The following is a 20,105-nucleotide window of genomic DNA, read 5'->3' as shown; positions in this document are numbered from 1 at the left end:
CATGCAGATCATCACTGCCGGGCGCGCCGGTCCCAACAGATCGGTGCGCTTCGGCGGTGATGCGCCGCTGGACGAGCGCGGGCGGCGCGACATCGAAGCGCTCGCCGCATCGGTCGCCGGACCGGTGACCCGCTGCGGACCCGAGGCCGCGACCCGCGAGACTGCCCGGCTCCTGGGCGGGCGGCCGGACGTCGACGACGCGCTCCGGACACTCGACGTCGGTTCCTGGGCGGGATCGACGCCCGAGGAGATCGACCCGCGCGACCTCGCGACCTTCTTCACCGACCCGGCGGCCCGGCCCCACGGCGGCGAGAGCGTGGAGGTATTCGTGCGCAGGGTGCACGCCTGGCGCGACCACCACGACACCGCGATGGCCTCGATCGTGGTCGCGATGCCCGTCGCCCAGGCGCTCCTGTGCGACGACCCCGCCCGATACTTCGGGATCGAGGTCCGTCCGGCGGCCGCCTACCTCTGGTCGAGACCCTGAAGAAACGAATTCGCGCAGACGTACCTAGACATCCTGAGTGACTCCTGACACAGTTGAGTCGGCAAAACTGAAACGTGTTCGCCCCGGCGGGCACCGGTCTGGGAGAGTGACGATGTTCGAGTGGTCCGAAGAAGATCTGATGGTGCGGGACGCGCTGCGCGCGTTCATCGACAAGGAGATCCGGCCACATCTCGACGAGCTCGAGTCCGGCGTACTGCCCCCGTACGACATCACCCGCAAGCTGCTGTCGACCTTCGGGGTCGATGCGATGGCCAAGGATGCGCTGGAGAAGGAACTCGCCGCAGAAGCCAACGGGGAGAAGAAATCTTCCGGTGACGGCGGCGGTATGGGCGGCTCGATGTTCATGATGGTCAACATCGAGCTCGCGGGTGTGTGCCTGGGTCTCGTCGCGTCGCTGGGTGTGAGCATGGGCTTGACCGCCTCGACGATCCGCGGCAAGGGCACGCTCGCGCAGAAGAAGCGCTGGCTGCCCGAGCTGGTCACGATGGAGAAGGTCGGCGCCTGGGCGATCACCGAACCCGATTCGGGCTCCGACGCGCTCGGCGGCATGAAGACGACCGTCCGCCGCGATGGTGACGACTACATCCTGAACGGGCAGAAGACGTTCATCACCAACGGCCCGTACGCCGACACCATCGTCGTGTTCGCGAAACTCGACGACGGCAGCGGAACGCCCATGCGTGACCGCAAGGTGCTGTCCTTCGTCCTCGACAAGGGGATGCCGGGGCTCACCCAGGGCAAGCCGTTCAAGAAGATGGGCATGATGAGCTCGCCGACCGGTGAGCTGTTCTTCGACAACGTCCGGGTCGGCAAGGACCGTCTGCTCGGCGAGACCGAGGACACCGGGGGAGATTCCCGTGGTTCCGAAGGCGCGAAGGCCGGCTTCACCGCCGAACGTGTCGGCATCGCCGCACTGTCGCTGGGCATCATCAACGAGGCGCAGCGACTGTCGATCGACTACGCCAAGACGCGCAAGCTGTGGGGTCAGGAGATCGCCCAGTTCCAGCTCATCCAGCTCAAGCTCGCCGAGATGGAGATCGCCCGGATCAACGTGCAGAACATGCTCTTCAGCGCGATCGAGCGGGGCAAGGCGGGTAAGCCGCTGAGCCTGTCGGAGGCGTCGGCGATGAAGCTCTACTCGTCGAAGGCCGCCACCGAAGTGGCGATGGAGGCCGTCCAGCTGTTCGGCGGCAACGGATACATGGCCGAGTACCGGGTCGAGCAGCTCGCGCGAGATGCGAAGTCGCTCATGATCTACGCCGGCAGCAACGAGATCCAGGTGACCCACGTCGCCAAGGGGCTGCTGCGCGGCTGACCGGCGAACCGCACCGAGCGACGGCCCCGGCAGAAGCCTGCCGGGGCCGTCGCTCGTCGTTGTTTGTGGCGAGAAGGCATCGATCTGAGCCCTTTTCGGCGTCACCGCGCGTGATATGAGTCGTGGCCGTCGACAATACGACGTGATTCGTCGATGCCCCCTCAGGAGAGGTATGGCAATGTGAGGTCTTCGAGTGGTCGAGGACGCCGCATCCGCTGCCCAGGACGGCGGGCGACTGTGAGGTGAACGATGGGTGGCAAGAAGCATCGCGGGAAGAATTCCGTCAGTGGTCTTTCGGGCGTGGCCGCGACCGATCAACCGGCGGCGGTCGACCGGGCGACGATCGATTCCGGAATCCTCCTCCTGAAGTACTGGCTCGAGGTCAGTCAGGAACAGCAGACGCTGCGCCTCCAGAGTCGCATCGACGATCCGCGCAAGATCTGGAAGCTGTCGAAGGTCGACCTCGAGTCCTACAGCCGCTGGTACGACTTCTCGCGGGCGCGCGACGAGATGTTCCGTTACACCGACACCGGCTGGGCGCCTTGGTACGTCGTGTCCAACGACGACAAGAAGCGCGGCCGGCTCAACGTGATCAGCCATCTTCCCTACCAGGAGCGGTGAGGTGACCGCCGACCAATCAGCGGTGTGGCGTTGCCTGGACGCGGTCGCACCGCGGCGAGCGCGCGCATGAGCGTCGGCAGGTCGGCGCTCTGGCGCCTTCCAGGTCTCGCGACGGCCCGGGGATACAAGCGCGAGTGGCTTCGTACCGACGTCACCGCCGGTCTGGTGCTCACCGCGCTGCTCATCCCCGCCGGGATGGGCTACGCCGAAGCCGCCGGGCTGCCCGCCTATGCGGGCCTGTGGGCGACGATCGTGCCGCTGCTCGCCTATGCCGTGGTCGGCCCGTCGAAGATCCTTGTGCTCGGCCCGGATTCGTCGCTCGCGCCGCTGATCGCCGCGGCGGTCCTGCCACTGGCCGCGGTCGGTGACCCGGAGGACGCCCTCGCACTCGCCGGGATCCTCGCCGTGCTCGTCGGCGCAATTCTCCTCCTGGGCGGCTTTCTTCGGCTCGGATTCGTCACCGAACTCCTGTCCAAGCCGCTGCGACTCGGCTATCTGAACGCGATAGCGCTCATCGTCGTCGTGGGACAGTTGCCGAAACTGCTCGGCTTCTCGGTCGACGCCTCGGGGTTGTTCCAGAAGATCGGTGAGATCGTCACCTCCGTGGTCGCCGGTGACGTCGACACGGTCGCCGCCGCGATGGGGATCGCCTGTCTCGTGGTCATCGTGGCCTTTCGACGCTGGCTCCCGCGGATACCGGGGGTTCTTGTCGCGGTGGTGGGTTCGATCGTGGTGATCGCCCTGTTCGGACTCGACGACGACATCGGGATGGTCGGCGCGCTGCCGGCGGGACTGCCCCTTCCGCAGTACGGCGGCATCGACTGGGACGACGTGCTGTCCCTCGTCGGACCCGCCGCGGGGATCGCGCTGATCGCCTTCGCCGACTCCGGGGTGCTGTCGCGGACCTTCGCCGCCCGGCGCGGTGAGGACGTCGACGGCAGCACGGAGATGAAGGCGATCGGCACGGCCAACCTCGCCAGTGGACTCTTCGGTGGATTCCCCATCTCGGCGAGCGGTTCCCGAACGCCGGTCGCCGAACAGGCCGGTGCGCACACCCAGCTCGCGGGCGTCGTGGGAGCGGCCGCGGTACTGGTGTTCGTCCTGGCGGCTCCTGGCGTGACCGCCTATCTGCCCGACGCGACGCTGGCGGCAGTCGTCATCGTCGCGGCGACCGCGCTCATCGACATACCCGGAATGGTCCGGGTGTGGAAGTTGAGCAAGATCGAATTCGGCTTGGCCGCGGCGGCATTCCTCGGCGTTGCGCTCGTGGGTGTTCTCCAGGGCATCCTGGTCGCGATCGGACTGTCCTTCGTCGCCGTGGTGGCGCGCGCCTGGCAGCCGTACCGAACAGAACTGGTGGAGTTGGGGGACACCGGCTTTCACGACGTCGTCCGGCATCCGGAGGGCCACCGGATTCCCGGGCTCGTGCTGGTCCGTTTCGACGCGCCGCTGTTCTTCGCCAACGGCAAGATCTTCGCCTCACACGTTCGGGAAACGTTGGCGCGCCGCGGGTCACCGGTCGACTGGGTCATCGTCGCCGCCGAACCGATCACCGGTCTCGACACGACCGCCGCAGATGAACTCGTCGATCTCGACCGCTCGCTCGAGTCGTCTTCGGTCCGACTGGTGTTCGCGGAGCTCAAGGGGCCGGTCAAGGACAAGCTCATTCGGTTCGAAACCGATGACCGATTCGACGAATCGCGGTTCTATCCCACGGTCGAGTCGGCGGTCGAGGCGTACCGGAACCGTGGTTCAGCCACCGCTGAGCCGCGGCCGGAGCAGATCCCGTAACCGGACCCAGTCGAGTTGCGGCGGTGCGACACGGATCTCGGGACGCTCTCGAGGGACACGGACACGCAACGCACCCGGGGCGATGGTGCAGCGCACCGGAGTCCGGAGTCGCACCGACTCGCCGTCGATACCGACCGGGATCTCGGCGGCGTCGGCGTCGACGATGACCTGCGTCGCCGTGCGCTGTACGAGGCCTTGTTGGTGGCCGCGCCGGAGCAGGCCCACGGCCTGGCGGGTGTCGGCGACCGAGACGGTGACCACGCCGAGTAATCCGGAGTCGATGCGCGTTCGGCGTCCAAGCCCCGCCAGGTCATTGGTGGCGTAGGGACCGTTGCTCACCAGGATCGCCTGTGGCCCGGTCACGGTGTCGTCGCCGATCCGGGCTCGCAAGCCCGGCCCGGAGTCGGCGCCGAGCAGGTCCGGCAGCATCCGCAGGACCGTTCCGGTCTTGTCGTCGCGGTACTGCGGACTCTGCACGACCTCCGCATAGACGCCGAATGACGCGTTGTTGACGAACGGGCGCCCATTGATCCAGCCGAGGTCGACGTGCAACTCGATTCCGTCGTGAAGTGCGTCCAGACATCGGGTGGGATCGCGCCGGTCCAGCCCGAGGTCGAGCGCGAAGTGATTTCGGGTGCCCGCGCTGATCACGAGGAACGGCACCTGTTGTTCGGCGGCCACGGCGGCCACCAGGGCCTGCGTGCCGTCATCGCCTGCCACCCCGAGGAGGTCGGCTCCTCGTCTCACCGCATCCCTGGCCAGTTCGGTGACGTCGACCTGTTCCGGCCCGCTCAGCAAGGCGACCTCGGCGCCGAGTTCCTCGGCCCGGCGCTGCAGGTCGAAGCGGCCGACCTTGCCGCCGCCCGACCGTGGATTCATCACCAGGAAGGGACGGCTCACCGGCGTCGCCGGATGTTCCGGCATGAGTGACTGTGCCCGAGTCGGTCGCAATGCTCGTCGGGCGCAGGCGATCGCGACGACGACCAGTGCCCCTGAAGCGATCACGACCCAGAGCTGGCGTTCGCGGATCAAGAAGACTGCCAGAAGTGGAAGCTGGATGACGGCGACGACAGCGGCCAGTGCGCGGATCGCGCCGCGGCTGATGAGGAACCAGTAGATCGCCACGACGATGACCACGGCACACGCGATGCAGACCAGCAGCAGCAACACCAGTGCCCGCAGTCCCGACATGGTGACCGGGAGCAGCAGCGCGACGATCACCGCCGCGACTGCCGCACGCGCCCACCATCGACGAGAGACCGGTTCCTCGTCGACGGCCGTACCCGGCTCCTGCCTCATACCGTCGCGTCCTGCCACGCCCGTGCCGGCCGGATCACGATCTCGATCACCAGCAACGTGACGAGTGCGAAGAACGCGATGAGCAGGACGACGAGGCCGGTCGGGTAGTTCCAGAACATGAGCAGCACCGCGGCGATGCCGATGACGGTCGCCCGCAGCGCGATGCGCGCACGGTAGGCGGTTGTCTCGAAGGCATTCGGTGGGCGTGCCTTCCGTAGATGTTGCAGGGAGTCGAGACCGTGTGAGAACCCCTGCCGCACCGCGGCGGCAGACGACGAACCGCCGATCAGATAGGCGCCGATCGCGATCACGAGTCCCAGCACGGCAACGGCTCGCAGTGCGAGTCGGAGTGGTTCGGTCACGGTGTCGGCGATGACGGCCGCCGCGTCGGGCGACAACACCTCCGCCGGTATGTCATCGAGATACAGTGCGCGGACGACGATCAGCGAGATCGCCAGGATGAGCATGCTCACCACCAACGACAGTCCGGCGAGGGAGAGCGCGCGGAGTCGTCGACCTCGTGGTGCGATCGCGACGGCGCCCAGGGCACATGCGATCGCGAGCCACGGCAGGACGTCGGCGACGGTGTCGAGCGTGGAGACCGCGCGTTGCGCGCGGACCAGTTCCGGTGACCGGAACAGCACGAATTGCTTGTCGACGGCGGGGATCTTCTCGGCGAAGGTGAACCCGCTGTCCAGGAGGCGCTTCTTGACGTTCTCGATCACCGTCCCGAGCGAGATGCTCACGGTTCCCGATTCGTCGACGGTCACCGAGGACGGTCCGACGTCTCCGGTCACCACGGCGACGAGAGCGGCATGCGCCCTGCGATTGGCCTCCACCCAGAGCGTTTCGAACTGGTCGCTGGTGACCAGGGACGACACCGTCTGCTGTACGAAGGTGCGGGCCTGGCCGGCGAGGACCGGTGCGAGTCCGTCGATCGCACGATCAACGCGGGGCGCGTTCGCGGTGGCGGGAGCCGCATCGCTCAGCGCGTTGAGGGCGTTCGCCGTCAGCGCCTCGACGTCGATCCGCTGGAAGATCTCGTCGGTGACCGTGTCGGTGATCTCGGCCTGCAACGCGGGTTCCGAGGCCAGCGGTGCGACCGTCGTCAGATAGTGGTCGGTGTCGAGGATCTCCCCGCGCACGAAGCGGGAGGTGACCGAGGTGATCGCCAGCAGTGCGACGAGGACGCACAGGACCCCGACCGCGAACCAGCGCCGGCCGGACCGCCGTTTCGCGGCGCCGGCCGACGCTGGTTCGCCCGTCTCGGCCCGTTCGCGCAGCCGGGCAACCTCGGCGCGCAGCTGCTCGAGTTCGGCACGTTCGGAGGTGCTGATGGGGAAACCCCCGGGCGGTTCCTGATCGCCCCCAGGGGTTTCCGTGTTCACCGATGGCGCCGGTCTGCGTCAGCGGTAGTCGGCCCGGGGATTCCAGGTCGAGACCGCCCAGATGACGACCACATCGAGCGCGATGATCAGCACCGACCACCACGGGTAGTACGGCAGCCACAGGAAGTTGGCGATGATGGAGAGGGCGGCGATCACGATGGCGGTGAATCTGGCCCAGCCGGCACCGCTGACGAGTCCGGCGCCGACGATGATCGCGATGGCGCCCAGCACGATGTGGATCCAGCCCCAGGTCGTGAAGTCGAACTTGTACACGTAGTCGACTCCGCGGACGAAGACCTCGTCCTTGGCCACGGCCGCGATGCCCTGTGCGAGTTGGACGACACCGACGACGATCAGGATGATCGCCGCGCCGATGGACGTTCCGGCGGCGATACCCTGCTTGGCAGAAAGGGTTCCGCCGTCGTCTACGGGTGCAGTATGTGTCATGGTGCCCTCCTCTGGACTGTCGGATAATGAGGAGTGTGCGTCTCGGCGTGGCGATCTCGCAGGAATTCTGCCGAAATGTTTGTTCTTTGTTCCCAATTGCCTTCCAAATGAAATGTCTTGTGCACCAGACTTGTTAGGGAATCAAAGAATAGTTTATCCGATGTTGAACGCCTGTTTTTCAGCTCTTTAACTTCGGCGTTTGTCGCCGAATTCGGGGTGCGTGAGCCGCCAGATCCGGTCCCGTGACATCGGCGTCTCGTACGGGCGGACGTCGAGGGCGCGTCGGATGGCGTTCGCCAGCGCGGGAGCGACCGGGTTGAAGGGGGACTCCGACATCGATTTGGCCCCGAACGGACCGAGTTCGTCGGCGGTGTCGGCGAAGTAGACCTCGGTGAACGGGATGTCGGCCATCTGGGGAACACGGTAGGTGCGGAACACCTTGGTCAGCGGTGCGCCGTGGTCGTCGATCATGATCTCCTCGTAGAGGGCAGAGCCGATGCCCTGCGCCACACCGCCTTCCACCTGACCCCGGCACTGTTCGGGATTCATCACGGTGCCGGCGTCGGCCGCGTGGACGGATTGCAGGATCGCGACGGTCCCGGTCTCGGTGTCCACCGCCACCCGGAAGGCCTGCACATCGAATGCGATGGAACGCATCTCGCCCCGTTCCTCGCCGGCGGCGATGGCGCGCGGGCCGTCCGGATGCAGCACCCGGTGACGGTCGTCGACCGTGTCGATCAGGTGTCGGAACCCGATCAGCCGATCATCGGCAAGGGCTCCGTCCGAACGCATTTGGATGTGGGCGGGATCGACACCGGTGAGTCGGCTCGCGGCCCCGACGAGAATGTCGCGGAGTGCGAGGCAGGCGCCGTACACGGCCTTGCCGGCGACGGTGGTACCCGCAGAGGCGAACGCTCCGGTGTCGTGTGTGACGGCGTCGGTGTCCCCGTGCCACAACGAGACCCGGCCCGGTTCGGTCGACAGCGCGGTCGCGACGATCTGCGTGTGGACCGTCGTGGTGCCGTTGCCGAACTCACAGGTCCCGACACCGACGTGATAGGTGCCGGCGGAGTCGACCGCCACGGTGACATCCGCGAAATGACCGCGTGGGGCCATGGTGGCGATCGCGGAGATCGCCATCCCTTCGCCGATGCGCCACCGCGGTCCGGGCGGGACGACGGCACCGTTGCCCCGCCGCAGGGCGGACTCGGCCAGGTCGAGGCACTGGTCGAGACCGTAACTGCCGTAGACCAGGTCCACCTCGGGGTCGGGACGTGCGATGAGTAGCGGATCGCCGTCGGCAACGGCATTGCGACGCCGGAGTTCGAAGGGGTCGAGGCCGAGGCGGACCGCGAGCTCGTCCATCGCGCACTCGACGGCGAAGATCACCTGCCCGAGACCGTAGCCGCGGAACGCGCCCGACGGCGGGTTGTTGGTGTAGACGACCTCGGCGTCGATCCTCTTGACCGGGCAGTTGTACACCGAGACCGACTCGGCGCAGGCATGGAACATCACGCCGATCGCGTGGTTGCCGTACGCACCGGTGTCCGACAACACGTCGACTCGCAGCGCGGTGAGCCGGCCGCCGTCGTCGGCCCCGAGATCCACCGTCACCCGCATCGGGTGGCGATAGGTCGTTCGCGTCATCTCGTCGGTGCGCGTCATCTCGTAGACGCAGGGACGCCCGGTGCGCAGTGTGGCGACGGCGGCGAGATCCTCGGTCAGCATCTCCTGTTTGCCGCCGAATCCGCCGCCCACGCGGCCGCTGAACACCCGGACCTTCTCGGGTGGGAGATCAAGGATTCGGGCGAGTTCGTCGCGTACGAGGAACGGGACCTGTGTGCTGGTGCGGACCACCAGACGTCCGGTGGCATCGGTCCAGGCGACCGAACCGTGGGTCTCGAGCTGCGCGTGGGAGACCCGACCGTTGCGCCATGTCCCGTGCACCGTCGTCGACGATGCCGCGAGTGCGTCGTCGACGTCACCGCCGAAACCCTCGTGGAAGGTGGCGACGATGTTGCGTTCGGCCTCCATCACCCGGTCGTCGACGGTGCGGTCGGGATGGATGACGGGGGACCCGGGCGTGCGTGCATCCTCCGGGTCGAAGACCGCGGGCAGTTCCTCGTAGGTGACGCGGATCAGTGCCGCGGCCTGCTCGGCGATCCCCGGTGTCGAGGCGACGACGGCGGCGACGCGCTGTCCGACGAAGCGAACTACGGGATCGAAGATGAGGGTGTCGTCGGGGTCCTCTAGCCGGTTCTGATGACGTCCGGTGGAAAACCTTGGCGTCGAGACGTTCTCGTGGGTGAGGATCACTTCGACGCCGGGGAGGGCCGAGGCGTCGGAGGTGTCGATCGCGAGGATGCGGGCGTGTGGGTGCGGCGAACCGAGTACGTGGATGTGCAGTGCGCCGTCGACCGGGATGTCGAAGGTGTACGCCTCGGTACCGGTCACCACGCGTCGCGCCGCGGGCGGATTGACCGAGGTGCCCACGCCGGCGCCGACCGCCGGACGGGGACGGGCAGGCGCCAGGGTGTTGCCGATGGCGTCCCGGATCGAACGGTAACCGGTGCAGCGGCAGAGGTTTCCCTTCATCCGCCGCGGCAGGTCACCGAGGTCGTCCGGGGTGAGCGTCGAGGCGGTGACGACCATGCCCGCGGTGCAGAACCCGCATTGGAAGCCGAAGCTGTCGACGAAGGACTGCTGCACGGGATGCAGATCGTCGGGTGTGCCGAGGCCGGCGACCGTGGTCACCGACTTCCCGGCGGCGCGCTGTGCGGGAAAGATGCACGAGTGCACGGGTTGTCCGTCGACGAGTACCGAACACGCACCGCAATCGCCTGCGTCGCAACCCTTCTTCACCTCGAAGTGGCCGTGCTGGCGGAGCAGCATCCGGAGGCACTGTCCAGCAGCGGGTTCGGCGTCGATCGTCTCGCCGTTGACCTCGAACTCCATCGTTCTACCCCGTCCCGGTGAGCTCGAGGCGGATCTCCTCGGCGAGGACCGCCGACACCCCGCGCCGCCAGTCGGCGGACCCGAGCGGATCGGTGTAGTAGCCGGGGGCGGTGGTGATGTCGTGATGCAGCCGGTCCGCGGTCGGCGGACGGGGATACCGCAGAACCGTGGGCCACTCCGTTGCGGCCGTGATCCCGAAGACCGTGGTGGCGTCGGGGTCGATGCGGCCGGTCACGACGGCCCCGGAACGTCCCAGGTCGACGAGGGCGATCTTCCGGAACCCGGTCACCGCGGCCAGTGCGTGCGCCGGGAAGTCGACGGCGCGGAGGACTTCCCCGGGGCCCAGGAGGTTGATGCCGTTGCCGATCACCAGTTCGGCGACCGGCACACACCGGTCGGCACCGTCGGGATTCCAGATGAGCGCCGTGGCGTCGAGTGCGACGGCCAGTGACACCATCGACGCCGCCGCGAAGGACCGGCAGATGTTGCCGCCGACCGTGGCCATGTTCCAGATCTTGAACGACGCGAGAAGGGCGTTCGCGCACTGGGCGAAGAGGGGATGGGCGCGGAAGCCGGGGCGTGGCGGCAGTGCGACCAGCTCCGCGATGGTGCAGGTGGCGCCGATGCGGAGACCGCCGTCGGGTAGGTCTTCGACCGATTCCCAACCCATTTCGCTGAGGTCGATGAGACCGGTGGTGGCCGGCTGGGGTTCGGAGAAGACCCAGGTTCCGCCGGCGACGAGTTGTTCGCCGGGGCCCGCGAACACGTCGCCACGAGAACGCGCGAATCGGTACTGGGTGACGGCGGTGAGATCCATCAGTGTGCCTTGTCGAGAAGGCGGCGGAGCTGCGTCGCGACCGCGGTGGTCAGGTCCCACAGTACGAGGTCGGTGAACTCGCCGGGTTCGATCGACGCGATTCGACGACGCGGTGCCGACCACACGCACCGCTCGGCGCCGGGCCCGACCCGGCCGGCCGATTCCATGTCGTCCGGTGGGGTGCAGCCGAAAGGTTCGGCGGCGTAGGCGTTCTCGATGAGCGTCGCAGGGGGCACGGCGTCACGCTACGTGGATCGGCCCGGCCGCGCATCTCGGTGACCGGTGACGTCGGCGACGTCGGGTTCGGCGAGGTCCGGTGTCACACGGGGGTTTCGGTGAGGCCGCGCCGCCCCGGGATGGCCATCGCGACCACCGACGCCACGACACAGGCGGCCAGCGCGATACCGGACGCCCACAGATAGCCTTCGCTGGCCGGGACCGAGATCACGCCCCCGTCGGGATCGGTGCCATCGGGTCCGGTGACCGTGATCATCGACCAGGTGAGGAGCATGCCGACGACGGCCGCGGCGGTCGAGGTGCCGATGATGCGCATGAGGGCGTTGACGCCGTTCGACTCACCGGTCTGCTCGATGCTCACCGACTGCATGATGAGTGCGGGCATCGCCGAGTAGGCGATCCCCAGTCCGGCGCCGATGCAGCAGGCGATCACCAGCATGTGGATCCAGGTCAGGGCCCACGGGCCCGCGAGTCCGACGATGAAGACGACGTATCCGATGCCGATCACGGCGCCGCCGAGGGCGAGTGACACCCGCGCGCCGAGTGCGGCGTTGATGCGACCGCTGAGGTTGGACAGCGCGAACATGACCAGGCCGCTCGGGGCGAGGATCAGACTCGCGTGGACCATGTCGTAGCCGAAGCCGTTGGGACTGTTGGTGGGTGCCATGAGCAGCTGGATCGGGATGAGCTGCATGGCGTAGAAGGCGAAACCGGTCGCGATCGACGCCAGGTTGGTCAGGAGCAGGGGACGCTCGCCGAGGATGCGGAGATCGATCAGCGGGTTCGGGCGTCGTAGTTCGACAACGGACCAGACACCGAGGAGCACGACGAAGCCGCCGAAGCAGCCGAGGGTGAGCGGGGCGGTCCAACCCCACACCGCGCCCTTCGACAACGGCAGGAGGAGGCAGACCAGGACCCCGGCCAGGCCGAGCGCACCGAGGAGATCGAATCGTCCACCGGATGCGGAGGAGCTCTTGGGGACCGTCAACACGACGCCGACGGCCGCCAGGGCGGCGACGGCGCCACACGACCAGAACAGGGCGTGCCAGCTGACGTGCTGGGCGATGGCCGCGGCGAACGGGAGTCCGAGCGCGCCGCCGATCCCGAGCGAGGCGCTCATCGTGCCGACCGCCGAGCCGAGGTAGCGGGCCGGGACGATGTCGCGCATGACGCTGATGCCCAGTGCGATGATGCCGAATCCGAGGCCCTGGAGACCTCGCCCCAGGATGAAGAGCGGCAGTGAGGTGGACAGGGCGCAGGTGATCGAACCGACCGCGACGAACCCGAGGCTGGCGAGGATCGCGAGCCGTTTGCCGTACATGTCGCCGATGCGGCCGCCGATCGGGGTCGCGACGGCTCCCACCAACAGGGTGATGGTGATGGCCCAGGTGGTGTTCGACGCGTCGGCGTTGAGAAGGGTGGGGAGTTGGGGGATCAGCGGGACGATGATCGTCTGCATCAGCGCGACGACGATGCCTGCCAGGCAGAGCACCGTGACCGCGGCACGGGGGTGGACGTGTTCGTCGGTGGCGTCGAGCGAGGGGTGGATGTCCGGCGAGGTGTGCGGGTCTTCTTCGCCCTGCGATCCGTTGGTCTCGGTCCTGCTGGTCACTCGCTCGTCCGACCCGTTGTCTTCATGTGTCGTTCACACCTCCGAAAGGTCAGACTATCCCGGCCCGGTCGCCGGAGAACGTTTGCGTCCCGGCCTGGGACGTCCGGAGGAAACGGTCTCAGCGTGCGATCAGGGCCGCACCCGACACGGGTTCGGGCCAGCGGGGCGTCACGCCGTCGCCGGAGGAGATGCCGCGCACCCGCCGCATCACCCAGGGGCCGAGGAAGGTGCGCGCCCATTCGGCGTTCTGTCGACGCTGCTCGCGGCGGGTCAGCTCGGCCGCGGCCTCGAGCTCGACGGGGGTGATGTCGTGGTCGACACCGAGGAGGTCCAGGACCTCGGCGGCCATCCGGGTGTGGCCCAGAGGTGACATGTGCAGGCGGTCGGTGTCCCACATCCGGTAGTCGTCGTAGCCCTTGAGTCGCCAGTAGTCGAAGACGACGACGTCGTGCCGCTCGGCGACCTCGCGGAGCAGTTCGTTGTAGATGGCGATGCGGCCGCGCAGCTTGCGGAAGACCGGGGCCCAGCCCGTGTCGTAGGCGGTGAAGACGACGACCGTGGTGCCGGTGGCGACCAGCTTGCCGAGCGCGGCGTCGTATCGGGCCATCAGCGCGTCGAGGTCGATCGACGGCCGCATGATGTCGTTACCGCCGGCGTAGAGGGTGATGAGATCGGGGTTCATGGCGACCGCCGCGTCGAGCTGCTCGGCGATCACGGCGTCGAGCAGCCGGCCGCGGATCGCCAGGTTCGCGTAGCTGAAGTTCTCGTCTCGGGCGGCGAGTTGTTCGGCGACGCGGTCGGCCCAGCCGCGCAGACCGTTCGGTCGGGCCGGGTCCGTGTCGCCGACACCCTCGGTGAAGGAATCCCCGAGCGCGACGAAGCGTGTGAAGCCCACGATGTTGACCCTCCTGGTCGGCGGTGACGAATGCCGGTGACGAACGGCGACGGCGAATCCGGGGTCGACGCTAGTTGTGCCGGGCCTGCCGAACCAAAGTCTGCGGCGTGCGTCACTCGCCCAGGCGAGGGCTCGGGTTGCGCGATTCGGATCGATTTATTCGTAATCCGGATACTGCGCGGCAACAATTCTCGACAGAGCGATCGGTCGGTTTTCGGGCATATTCAGCGCTGGTGATCTCTCACCGTGCCAACCTGCGGTGAGAGCATTTCACAACCCCTGTGCAATCTCTCCCGGTTATGTTGTCCGGCAGTCTGTTTCGGTGCTCGCCGGGGAGGTGTCGCGGGATGCTCGGGGTGGGTTGTGTCGTGAGTAGGATCACGTGATGTACTGCACAGGTCCGTCGAGTGAACGGACCCGAGATAACTCGATACAAATGTCGCAGCGGGAGAAAAGGGAACACCCGATGTTCGAGAAGGTTCTGGTTGCCAACCGGGGTGAGATCGCGATCCGCGCGTTCCGCGCCGCCTACGAGCTGGGTGCGCGCACGGTCGCGGTGTTCCCGTATGAGGACCGCAACTCGGTGCATCGCCTGAAGGCCGACGAGTCGTATCAGATCGGTCTGCCGGGCCATCCGGTGCGGGCGTACCTGTCGGTCGACGAAGTGGTGTCCGCGGCGGTGCGCTGTGGCGCCGATGCGATCTATCCCGGCTACGGCTTCCTGTCGGAGAACCAGGGTCTCGCGGCTGCGTGTGCCGAGGCCGGCATCACCTTCGTCGGACCCAGCGCCGACATCCTGGAGATGACCGGCAACAAGGCCACCGCGGTGGCCGCGGCGAAGGCTGCGGGCATTCCGGTGCTGGCGTCCTCGGCGCCGTCGTCGGATCTCGACGAGCTGCTCGCCGCTGCCGAGGACATGCAGTTCCCGGTGTTCGTGAAGGCGGTCGCCGGTGGTGGCGGTCGCGGTATGCGGCGCGTCGACGATCGTGCCGACCTGGCCGAGTCGATCGCCGCGGCATCGCGCGAGGCGGAGTCCGCGTTCGGCGACGCCACGGTGTTCCTGGAGCAGGCCGTGGTCAACCCGCGCCACATCGAGGTGCAGATCCTCGCCGACACTTACGGCAACGTGATCCACCTCTACGAGCGCGACTGCAGTCTGCAGCGCCGCCATCAGAAGGTCATCGAGCTCGCGCCGGCGCCCAACCTCTCCGACGAGCTGCGGGAGAAGATCTGCGCCGACGCCGTGGCCTTCGCCCGCCACATCGGTTACACCTGTGCGGGCACCGTCGAGTTCCTCCTCGACGAGCAGGGACGCCACGTCTTCATCGAGATGAACCCGCGCATCCAGGTCGAGCACACCGTGACCGAGGAGATCACCGACGTCGACCTGGTGAGCTCGCAGCTGCGCATCGCGGCGGGGGAGTCCCTGGACGATCTCGGGTTGTCGCAGGAGTCCGTCCGCATTCGCGGTGCCGCGCTGCAGTGCCGCATCACCACTGAGGATCCGTCCAACGGATTCCGTCCCGATGTGGGTCGCATCACCGCCTACCGCAGCCCGGGCGGCGCGGGTGTGCGCCTCGACGGTGGCGCCAACCTGGGTGCCGAGGTGAGCGGGCACTTCGACTCGATGCTGGTCAAGTTGACTTGTCGTGGAAGAGATTTCCCGACCGCGGTGCGGCGCGCGCGGCGTGCGGTGGCCGAGTTCCGCATCCGCGGTGTGGCGACCAACATCCCGTTCCTGCAGGCCGTGCTCGACGATCCGGACTTCCGCGCCGGTCGGGTCACGACATCGTTCATCGACGAGCGCCCGGAATTGCTGACCTCGCGGTCGTCGGCGGACCGCGGCACCAAGATCATCTCGTACCTGGCCGACGTGACGGTCAACAAGCCGCACGGCGAGCGTCCGACGACGGTGTACCCGCGAGACAAGCTGCCCACCGTCGAGCGTTCGGTGCTCGCGTCGCCGCCCGATGGTTCGCGTCAGCGTCTTCTGCAGCTCGGACCCGAGGGCTTCGCCCGCGACCTGCGCGAGAACCCGCGTCTCGGCATCACCGACACGACCTTCCGCGACGCGCATCAGTCGCTGCTGGCGACGCGCGTGCGCACCACCGGTCTGGTCAACGTCGCACCGTATGTCGCGGCGCTGACTCCTGAATTGTTGTCGGTGGAGTGCTGGGGCGGCGCGACTTACGACGTGGCCCTTCGCTTCCTGAAAGAAGATCCGTGGGATCGGCTGGCGCAGTTGCGCGAAGCGATCCCGAACATCTGTCTGCAGATGCTCCTGCGGGGTGCCAACACCGTCGGGTACACGCCGTACCCGACGAAGGTCACCACCGCGTTCGTCTCCGAGGCGACCGATGTGGGTATCGACATCTTCCGGATCTTCGACGCGCTCAACAACATCGACGCGATGCGCCCGGCGATCGACGCGGTCCGCGAGACGGGGACCGCGGTGGCCGAGGTGGCGATGAGCTACACCGGCGACCTGTCGTCGCCGTCGGAGGATCTCTACACCCTCGACTACTACCTGCGTCTGGCCGAGCAGATCGTCGAGGCCGGTGCGCATGTGCTGGCCATCAAGGACATGGCCGGTCTGTTGCGCGCGCCGGCGGCGACCACGCTGGTCTCGGCCTTGCGCAAGAACTTCGACCTCCCGATCCATGTGCACACCCACGACACCCCGGGTGGTCAGCTCGCGACCTACATGGCGGCCTGGCAGGCCGGCGCGGACGCGGTGGACGGTGCGAGTGCGGCGCTGGCCGGTACCACCAGTCAGCCGCCGCTGTCGGCGATCGTGGCCGCCACTGCGCACACCGACCGTGACAGCGGTCTGGACCTGGCCCGGGTCTGTGATCTCGAGCCGTACTGGGAGGCGCTGCGAAAGGTGTACGCGCCGTTCGAATCCGGTCTGCCGGCTCCGACCGGTCGCGTGTACTCGCACGAGATCCCCGGCGGTCAGTTGTCGAACCTGCGGCAGCAGGCCATCTCGCTGGGGCTGGGCAACCGCTTCGAGGCCGTCGAGCAGGCCTATGCCGCCGCCGACTCGATGCTGGGCCGTCTGGTCAAGGTGACGCCGTCGTCGAAGGTCGTCGGTGACCTGGCCCTGGCGCTGGTCGGTCGCGGGATCACCGCGTCGGATTTCGCCGCCGACCCGAGTTCCTACGACATCCCCGATTCGGTGATCGGGTTCCTGCGTGGCGAACTCGGTGACCCGCCCGGTGGATGGCCGGAGCCGTTGCGCACCCTGGCGCTGCAGGGCCGTGCACCCGCGCCGGAGATGGCGACGCTGACGACCGACGACGAGGCGATCCTGGACAAGCCCGGCCGCGATCGTCAGGTCCGGCTCAACCACCTGCTGTTCCCCGGTCCCACAAAGGAGTTCGAGGAGCACTACGAGACCTACGGCGACACCTCACGGTTGTCGGCGAATCAATTCTTCTACGGCCTGCGGTACGGCGAGGAGCATCGCGTCTCGCTCGAGCCGGGTGTGGAGTTGATGATCGGTCTCGAAGCGATCAGCGAGCCGGACGAGAAGGGCATGCGCACAGTGATGTGTGTGCTCAACGGTCAGCTCCGTCCGATTGCGGTGCGCGACCACAGCATCGACTCCGCTGTCGCCGCCGCCGAGAAGGCCGATCGCTCCAACCCGAAGCACATCGCGGCGCCGTTCGCCGGGGTCGTGTCCCTGTCGGTCGACGAGGGTGACGAGGTCGCCGCAGGCGCCACGATCGGCACCATCGAGGCGATGAAGATGGAAGCGGCCATCACCGCACCGGTCGGCGGCAAGGTCTCTCGGGTCGCGGTCGGCCCGGTCGCCCAGGTCTCGCCGGGTGATCTGCTCATCGAGCTCAGCTGACGAGACTCGCCCCCGCGTAGGCGTTTCCGTCCCACGCATCCGTTTCCTTCCCGCTGATCGAGCTCAATCGGCGGGAAGGAAACGCAAGCGCGGGAGATCAGGCGACCACGAGGTCTGCTCGGGGACGCGTACCCGCGATGAGTTCCGCGTTGGGTTCGTCGACGGTCTCGATCCAGGCGCGCGCCTGGGCTTCGGTCTTCCCGGCGGCGATGTGCCGTTTCAGCAGCCGCTCGCGTCGGACCTCCGCGTCCGCGTCGACGTAGACGAGGCGATGGAGGAGGGGCCGCACGCCGTCCCACCCGGGTTCGTCGAGCCCGAGGTAGTTGCCCTCGACGATCACGAGTCGTGCGGTGGTGGGCACGATGAGCGACGCCGCGATCGGCTCGCCGACGGTGTGGTCGAAGTCGGGTACGTACACGGTCTCGTTGCCGTCGGCGATGCGCTGAAGCACGGCAACGAATCCCGCGGCGTCGAAGGTGTCGGGTGCGCCTTTGCGGTCGCGGTGGCCGAGTCGATCGAGGACGGCGTTCGACAGATGGAAGCCGTCCATTGGCACGTACCCGACGGCGTCGGCGCCCGGTGTCGACGAGAAGTCGTCGACGAGCGTCCGTGCGAGCGTCGTCTTCCCGGCGCCCGGAGGCCCGGTGACGCCGACGAGCACTCGGTCGGCCGTGTCGAGGAGAGCCGAGATGTCCTCTCGAACGGGCATCAGCTGCCGCGGTACGTCGAATACGCGAAGGGGCTCAGCAGCACCGGGACATGGTAGTGGTGATCGGCGGCGTCGATCTCGAAGCAGATGTCGATCTCGGGGTAGAACGCCTTGATGTCGTTGTCGGAGAACCAGTTCCCGGTGTCGAAGACCAGGTGGTAGATGCCCGGGACAAGCGGTTCGGGGTTGATCTCGCCGATACGACCATCCGAATCGGTCTGTCCCGAGGACAATTCGGTGCCGGAGGCGTCCTGCAGAGACACCTCGACGCCGACGGCCGGGGCGCCCGACGTCGCGTCGAGTACATGGGTGGACAGGCCGGTCATGCGGAAGCTCCCTCGTCGGTGTCGTGTGTCGCCAGCATACGGATGAGGCGGCTGCGGTTGATCTTCGCCAGTTCGGCACGCATCACGCGGCGTTCGGTCTCGGCGTCGTTGTCGATGCGCTTCTTGAGGATCCCGAGCAGTTCGTGCGCCGGGCGGCCGTTGGCGAAGACCAGATAGACATGCCCGAACCGCTGCTCGTACGCCGCGTTGAACTCCTCGAGTTCGGCGAGTACCGAGGGGTCGGCACCGGCGACGCCGGACTGTTCTCGCGCTGACGAGGCGTTGTCGGGCCGATCGCCGATCCGGGGATGCCCGGCGAGAGCTTCGTCGATGTCCGTCTCGGTCAGTTCGGTCAGGATCTGATCCGCCCGGTCCAGCAGGGCCTGCGCGTCGACGAAGGGGCGGGCCGTCGCCACTCGCCGCGCCCAGGTCGGCGAGCTGCAACAGGCGAGCAACCGTTCGACGCATGCGTCGACGCTCAGCTCGTTGAAGCGGCGGACGTCTCCTTCGTCGGCGGCATCGCGGCGATCGTCTGGGCGCACGCGTCCAGCTTAGGAGGTCGACCCGAGTATCGCCGGTTCACGGGCGGCGGACACATGGAAGATGGAACGGTGAAAGCGTTGCCGGAGGACAGCACGACCGGTTCGGTTCTCGGTGTGGTGCTCGCCGCCGGCGCCGGTACCCGGTACGGAATGCCGAAGATTCTCGCCCACGGCGGTGACTGGCTGGATGCGGCGACGAACGCGCTGCGGGCTGGCGGTTGCGTGGACATCGCGGTGACCATGGGCGCGGCGGTCGTCGAGCCGCCGGTCGGCGCCACCGCGCTCGTCGTCGACGATTGGGCCGAGGGAATAGGTGCGTCGGTGTCGGCGGCGCTGAGATGGGCGTCGCGTCGGCCCGGGATGGGCGGGCTGTTGCTCACCGTGGTCGACACCCCCGACGTCGGAGCCGACGTGGTGCGACGCATCCTCGAGACATCCGAAGGTCGGCGCGAGCGTCTGGTGCGTGCGGTCTTCGACGGCCGGCCGGGCCATCCGGTGTACATCGGTGCGGATCATCTCGGCCCTGCACTCGAGGTCATCTGCGGCGACGTCGGTGCGCAGGCCTACCTGAGGAGCCGGGAGGTGACGGCGGTCGAGTGCGGGGATCTCGCGTCGGGTGAAGACGTCGACACCAGGGGATGAGCCGGCGGTGACATGCCCATTCGGAGCGTGCCCATTTCGAGACCTTCTCGTCGCCGTTCCGGTGCATGGGGATCCCGCTCCTGGCGAGCGAGGGTGCATAGGGTGCAGACAGAGCCCGCATCGGTACAGCCAGAACCGGTGCACA

General features: G+C 67.6%; 16 protein-coding genes and 1 pseudogene. 6 read left to right on the top strand and 11 right to left on the bottom strand.

Features of this window, described 5'->3' with window-relative positions; translation table 11 throughout:
* Position 1: 1 nt before the first annotated feature.
* The 4 genes and pseudogenes from BPODLACK_RS13880 to BPODLACK_RS13865 all read left to right on the top strand — a co-directional run bounded on the left by BPODLACK_RS13880 (position 2) and on the right by BPODLACK_RS13865 (position 4,235).
* The gene (locus tag BPODLACK_RS13880) at positions 2-487 is read left to right on the top strand and encodes a histidine phosphatase family protein (RefSeq protein ID WP_159405478.1); all 486 of its coding nucleotides are present in this window, start codon (positions 2-4) and stop codon (positions 485-487) included.
* Between the two features lie 112 nt (positions 488-599).
* Complete coding sequence (locus BPODLACK_RS13875) at positions 600-1,823, top strand: acyl-CoA dehydrogenase family protein (RefSeq protein WP_159405477.1); 1,224 nt, start codon at positions 600-602, stop codon at positions 1,821-1,823.
* 327 nt (positions 1,824-2,150) lie between these two features.
* Positions 2,151-2,435, top strand: a pseudogene (locus BPODLACK_RS13870) (polyphosphate kinase 2); the annotation flags it as partial.
* Between the two features lie 75 nt (positions 2,436-2,510).
* On the top strand, positions 2,511-4,235 hold the full coding sequence (locus BPODLACK_RS13865; RefSeq protein WP_159405476.1) for a SulP family inorganic anion transporter: 1,725 nt from the start codon (positions 2,511-2,513) through the stop codon (positions 4,233-4,235).
* Here BPODLACK_RS13865 and BPODLACK_RS13860 read toward each other — a convergent pair.
* The 8 genes from BPODLACK_RS13860 to BPODLACK_RS13825 form a co-directional block, all read right to left on the bottom strand.
* Entirely contained in the window at positions 4,197-5,534 is a 1,338-nt protein-coding gene (locus BPODLACK_RS13860) for a diacylglycerol/lipid kinase family protein (protein WP_159405475.1), read from the bottom strand. The two genes, BPODLACK_RS13865 and BPODLACK_RS13860, sit on opposite strands and share 39 nt — an antisense overlap.
* Positions 5,531-6,922, bottom strand: coding sequence for a hypothetical protein (locus BPODLACK_RS13855; protein ID WP_159405474.1), 1,392 nt, complete (start codon positions 6,920-6,922; stop codon positions 5,531-5,533). The genes BPODLACK_RS13860 and BPODLACK_RS13855 overlap by 4 nt, the downstream gene beginning before the upstream one ends.
* 18 nt (positions 6,923-6,940) lie before the next feature.
* Complete coding sequence (locus BPODLACK_RS13850; RefSeq protein ID WP_024497240.1) at positions 6,941-7,369, bottom strand: DUF7144 family membrane protein; 429 nt, start codon at positions 7,367-7,369, stop codon at positions 6,941-6,943.
* A gap of 186 nt (positions 7,370-7,555) precedes the next feature.
* Complete coding sequence (locus BPODLACK_RS13845; protein ID WP_159405473.1) at positions 7,556-10,324, bottom strand: molybdopterin-dependent oxidoreductase; 2,769 nt, start codon at positions 10,322-10,324, stop codon at positions 7,556-7,558.
* Positions 10,325-10,328: 4 nt separating this feature from the next.
* On the bottom strand, positions 10,329-11,141 hold the full coding sequence (locus BPODLACK_RS13840; protein ID WP_024497242.1) for an FAD binding domain-containing protein: 813 nt from the start codon (positions 11,139-11,141) through the stop codon (positions 10,329-10,331).
* On the bottom strand, positions 11,141-11,377 hold the full coding sequence (locus tag BPODLACK_RS13835; protein WP_024497243.1) for a hypothetical protein: 237 nt from the start codon (positions 11,375-11,377) through the stop codon (positions 11,141-11,143). The genes BPODLACK_RS13840 and BPODLACK_RS13835 overlap by 1 nt, the downstream gene beginning before the upstream one ends.
* A gap of 83 nt (positions 11,378-11,460) precedes the next feature.
* Positions 11,461-12,990 (bottom strand): MFS transporter, encoded by a 1,530-nt coding sequence (locus BPODLACK_RS13830; RefSeq protein ID WP_024497244.1) that lies wholly within the window; start codon positions 12,988-12,990, stop codon positions 11,461-11,463.
* A 118-nt stretch (positions 12,991-13,108) separates the two neighbouring features.
* The gene (locus tag BPODLACK_RS13825; protein WP_159405472.1) at positions 13,109-13,885 is read right to left on the bottom strand and encodes an SGNH/GDSL hydrolase family protein; all 777 of its coding nucleotides are present in this window, start codon (positions 13,883-13,885) and stop codon (positions 13,109-13,111) included.
* 466 nt (positions 13,886-14,351) lie between these two features.
* Here BPODLACK_RS13825 and BPODLACK_RS13820 point away from each other — a divergent pair, with 466 nt between their 5' ends.
* Positions 14,352-17,741 carry a pyruvate carboxylase gene (locus tag BPODLACK_RS13820; RefSeq protein WP_024497246.1) on the top strand — a complete coding sequence of 1,130 codons (3,390 nt, stop codon included), beginning with the start codon at positions 14,352-14,354 and terminating at the stop codon, positions 17,739-17,741.
* A 97-nt stretch (positions 17,742-17,838) separates the two neighbouring features.
* Here BPODLACK_RS13820 and BPODLACK_RS13815 read toward each other — a convergent pair whose 3' ends face one another.
* The 3 genes from BPODLACK_RS13815 to uraD are packed head-to-tail and all read right to left on the bottom strand — an operon-like array spanning position 17,839 to position 19,318.
* The gene (locus tag BPODLACK_RS13815; RefSeq protein ID WP_024497247.1) at positions 17,839-18,450 is read right to left on the bottom strand and encodes a nucleoside/nucleotide kinase family protein; all 612 of its coding nucleotides are present in this window, start codon (positions 18,448-18,450) and stop codon (positions 17,839-17,841) included.
* Entirely contained in the window at positions 18,450-18,776 is a 327-nt protein-coding gene (uraH, locus tag BPODLACK_RS13810) for a hydroxyisourate hydrolase (protein WP_024497248.1), read from the bottom strand. Before uraH ends, BPODLACK_RS13815 begins: the two co-directional genes overlap by 1 nt.
* Entirely contained in the window at positions 18,773-19,318 is a 546-nt protein-coding gene (uraD, locus tag BPODLACK_RS13805; protein ID WP_024497249.1) for a 2-oxo-4-hydroxy-4-carboxy-5-ureidoimidazoline decarboxylase, read from the bottom strand. The genes uraH and uraD overlap by 4 nt, the downstream gene beginning before the upstream one ends.
* 54 nt (positions 19,319-19,372) lie before the next feature.
* On the opposite strand from uraD, the gene BPODLACK_RS13800 reads away from it, so the two are divergent.
* Positions 19,373-19,960, top strand: a complete 588-nt coding sequence (locus tag BPODLACK_RS13800) for a nucleotidyltransferase family protein (protein WP_024497250.1) — start codon at positions 19,373-19,375, stop codon at positions 19,958-19,960.
* Positions 19,961-20,105: the final 145 nt, after the last annotated feature.

This window comes from Gordonia sp. YY1, assembly GCF_009872315.1.
Taxonomy (GTDB): Bacteria; Actinomycetota; Actinomycetes; order Mycobacteriales; family Mycobacteriaceae; genus Gordonia; species Gordonia amicalis.
Note: the sequence above shows the minus strand (reverse complement) of the source record. Positions and strands in the feature narration are given on the sequence as shown.

Bases quoted from the DNA above. Each gene is read 5' to 3' on its own strand.
- BPODLACK_RS13880 (WP_159405478.1), top strand. From the start codon at position 2: ATGCAGATCATCACTGCCGGGCGCGCCGGTCCCAACAGATCGGTGCGC.
- BPODLACK_RS13875 (WP_159405477.1), top strand. From the start codon at position 600: ATGTTCGAGTGGTCCGAAGAAGATCTGATGGTGCGGGACGCGCTGCGC.
- BPODLACK_RS13865 (WP_159405476.1), top strand. From the start codon at position 2,511: ATGAGCGTCGGCAGGTCGGCGCTCTGGCGCCTTCCAGGTCTCGCGACG.
- BPODLACK_RS13860 (WP_159405475.1), bottom strand. From the start codon at position 5,534: ATGAGGCAGGAGCCGGGTACGGCCGTCGACGAGGAACCGGTCTCTCGT.
- BPODLACK_RS13850 (WP_024497240.1), bottom strand. From the start codon at position 7,369: ATGACACATACTGCACCCGTAGACGACGGCGGAACCCTTTCTGCCAAG.
- BPODLACK_RS13845 (WP_159405473.1), bottom strand. From the start codon at position 10,324: ATGGAGTTCGAGGTCAACGGCGAGACGATCGACGCCGAACCCGCTGCT.
- BPODLACK_RS13840 (WP_024497242.1), bottom strand. From the start codon at position 11,141: ATGGATCTCACCGCCGTCACCCAGTACCGATTCGCGCGTTCTCGTGGC.
- BPODLACK_RS13820 (WP_024497246.1), top strand. From the start codon at position 14,352: ATGTTCGAGAAGGTTCTGGTTGCCAACCGGGGTGAGATCGCGATCCGC.
- BPODLACK_RS13815 (WP_024497247.1), bottom strand. From the start codon at position 18,450: ATGCCCGTTCGAGAGGACATCTCGGCTCTCCTCGACACGGCCGACCGA.
- uraH (WP_024497248.1), bottom strand. From the start codon at position 18,776: ATGACCGGCCTGTCCACCCATGTACTCGACGCGACGTCGGGCGCCCCG.
- BPODLACK_RS13800 (WP_024497250.1), top strand. From the start codon at position 19,373: ATGGAAGATGGAACGGTGAAAGCGTTGCCGGAGGACAGCACGACCGGT.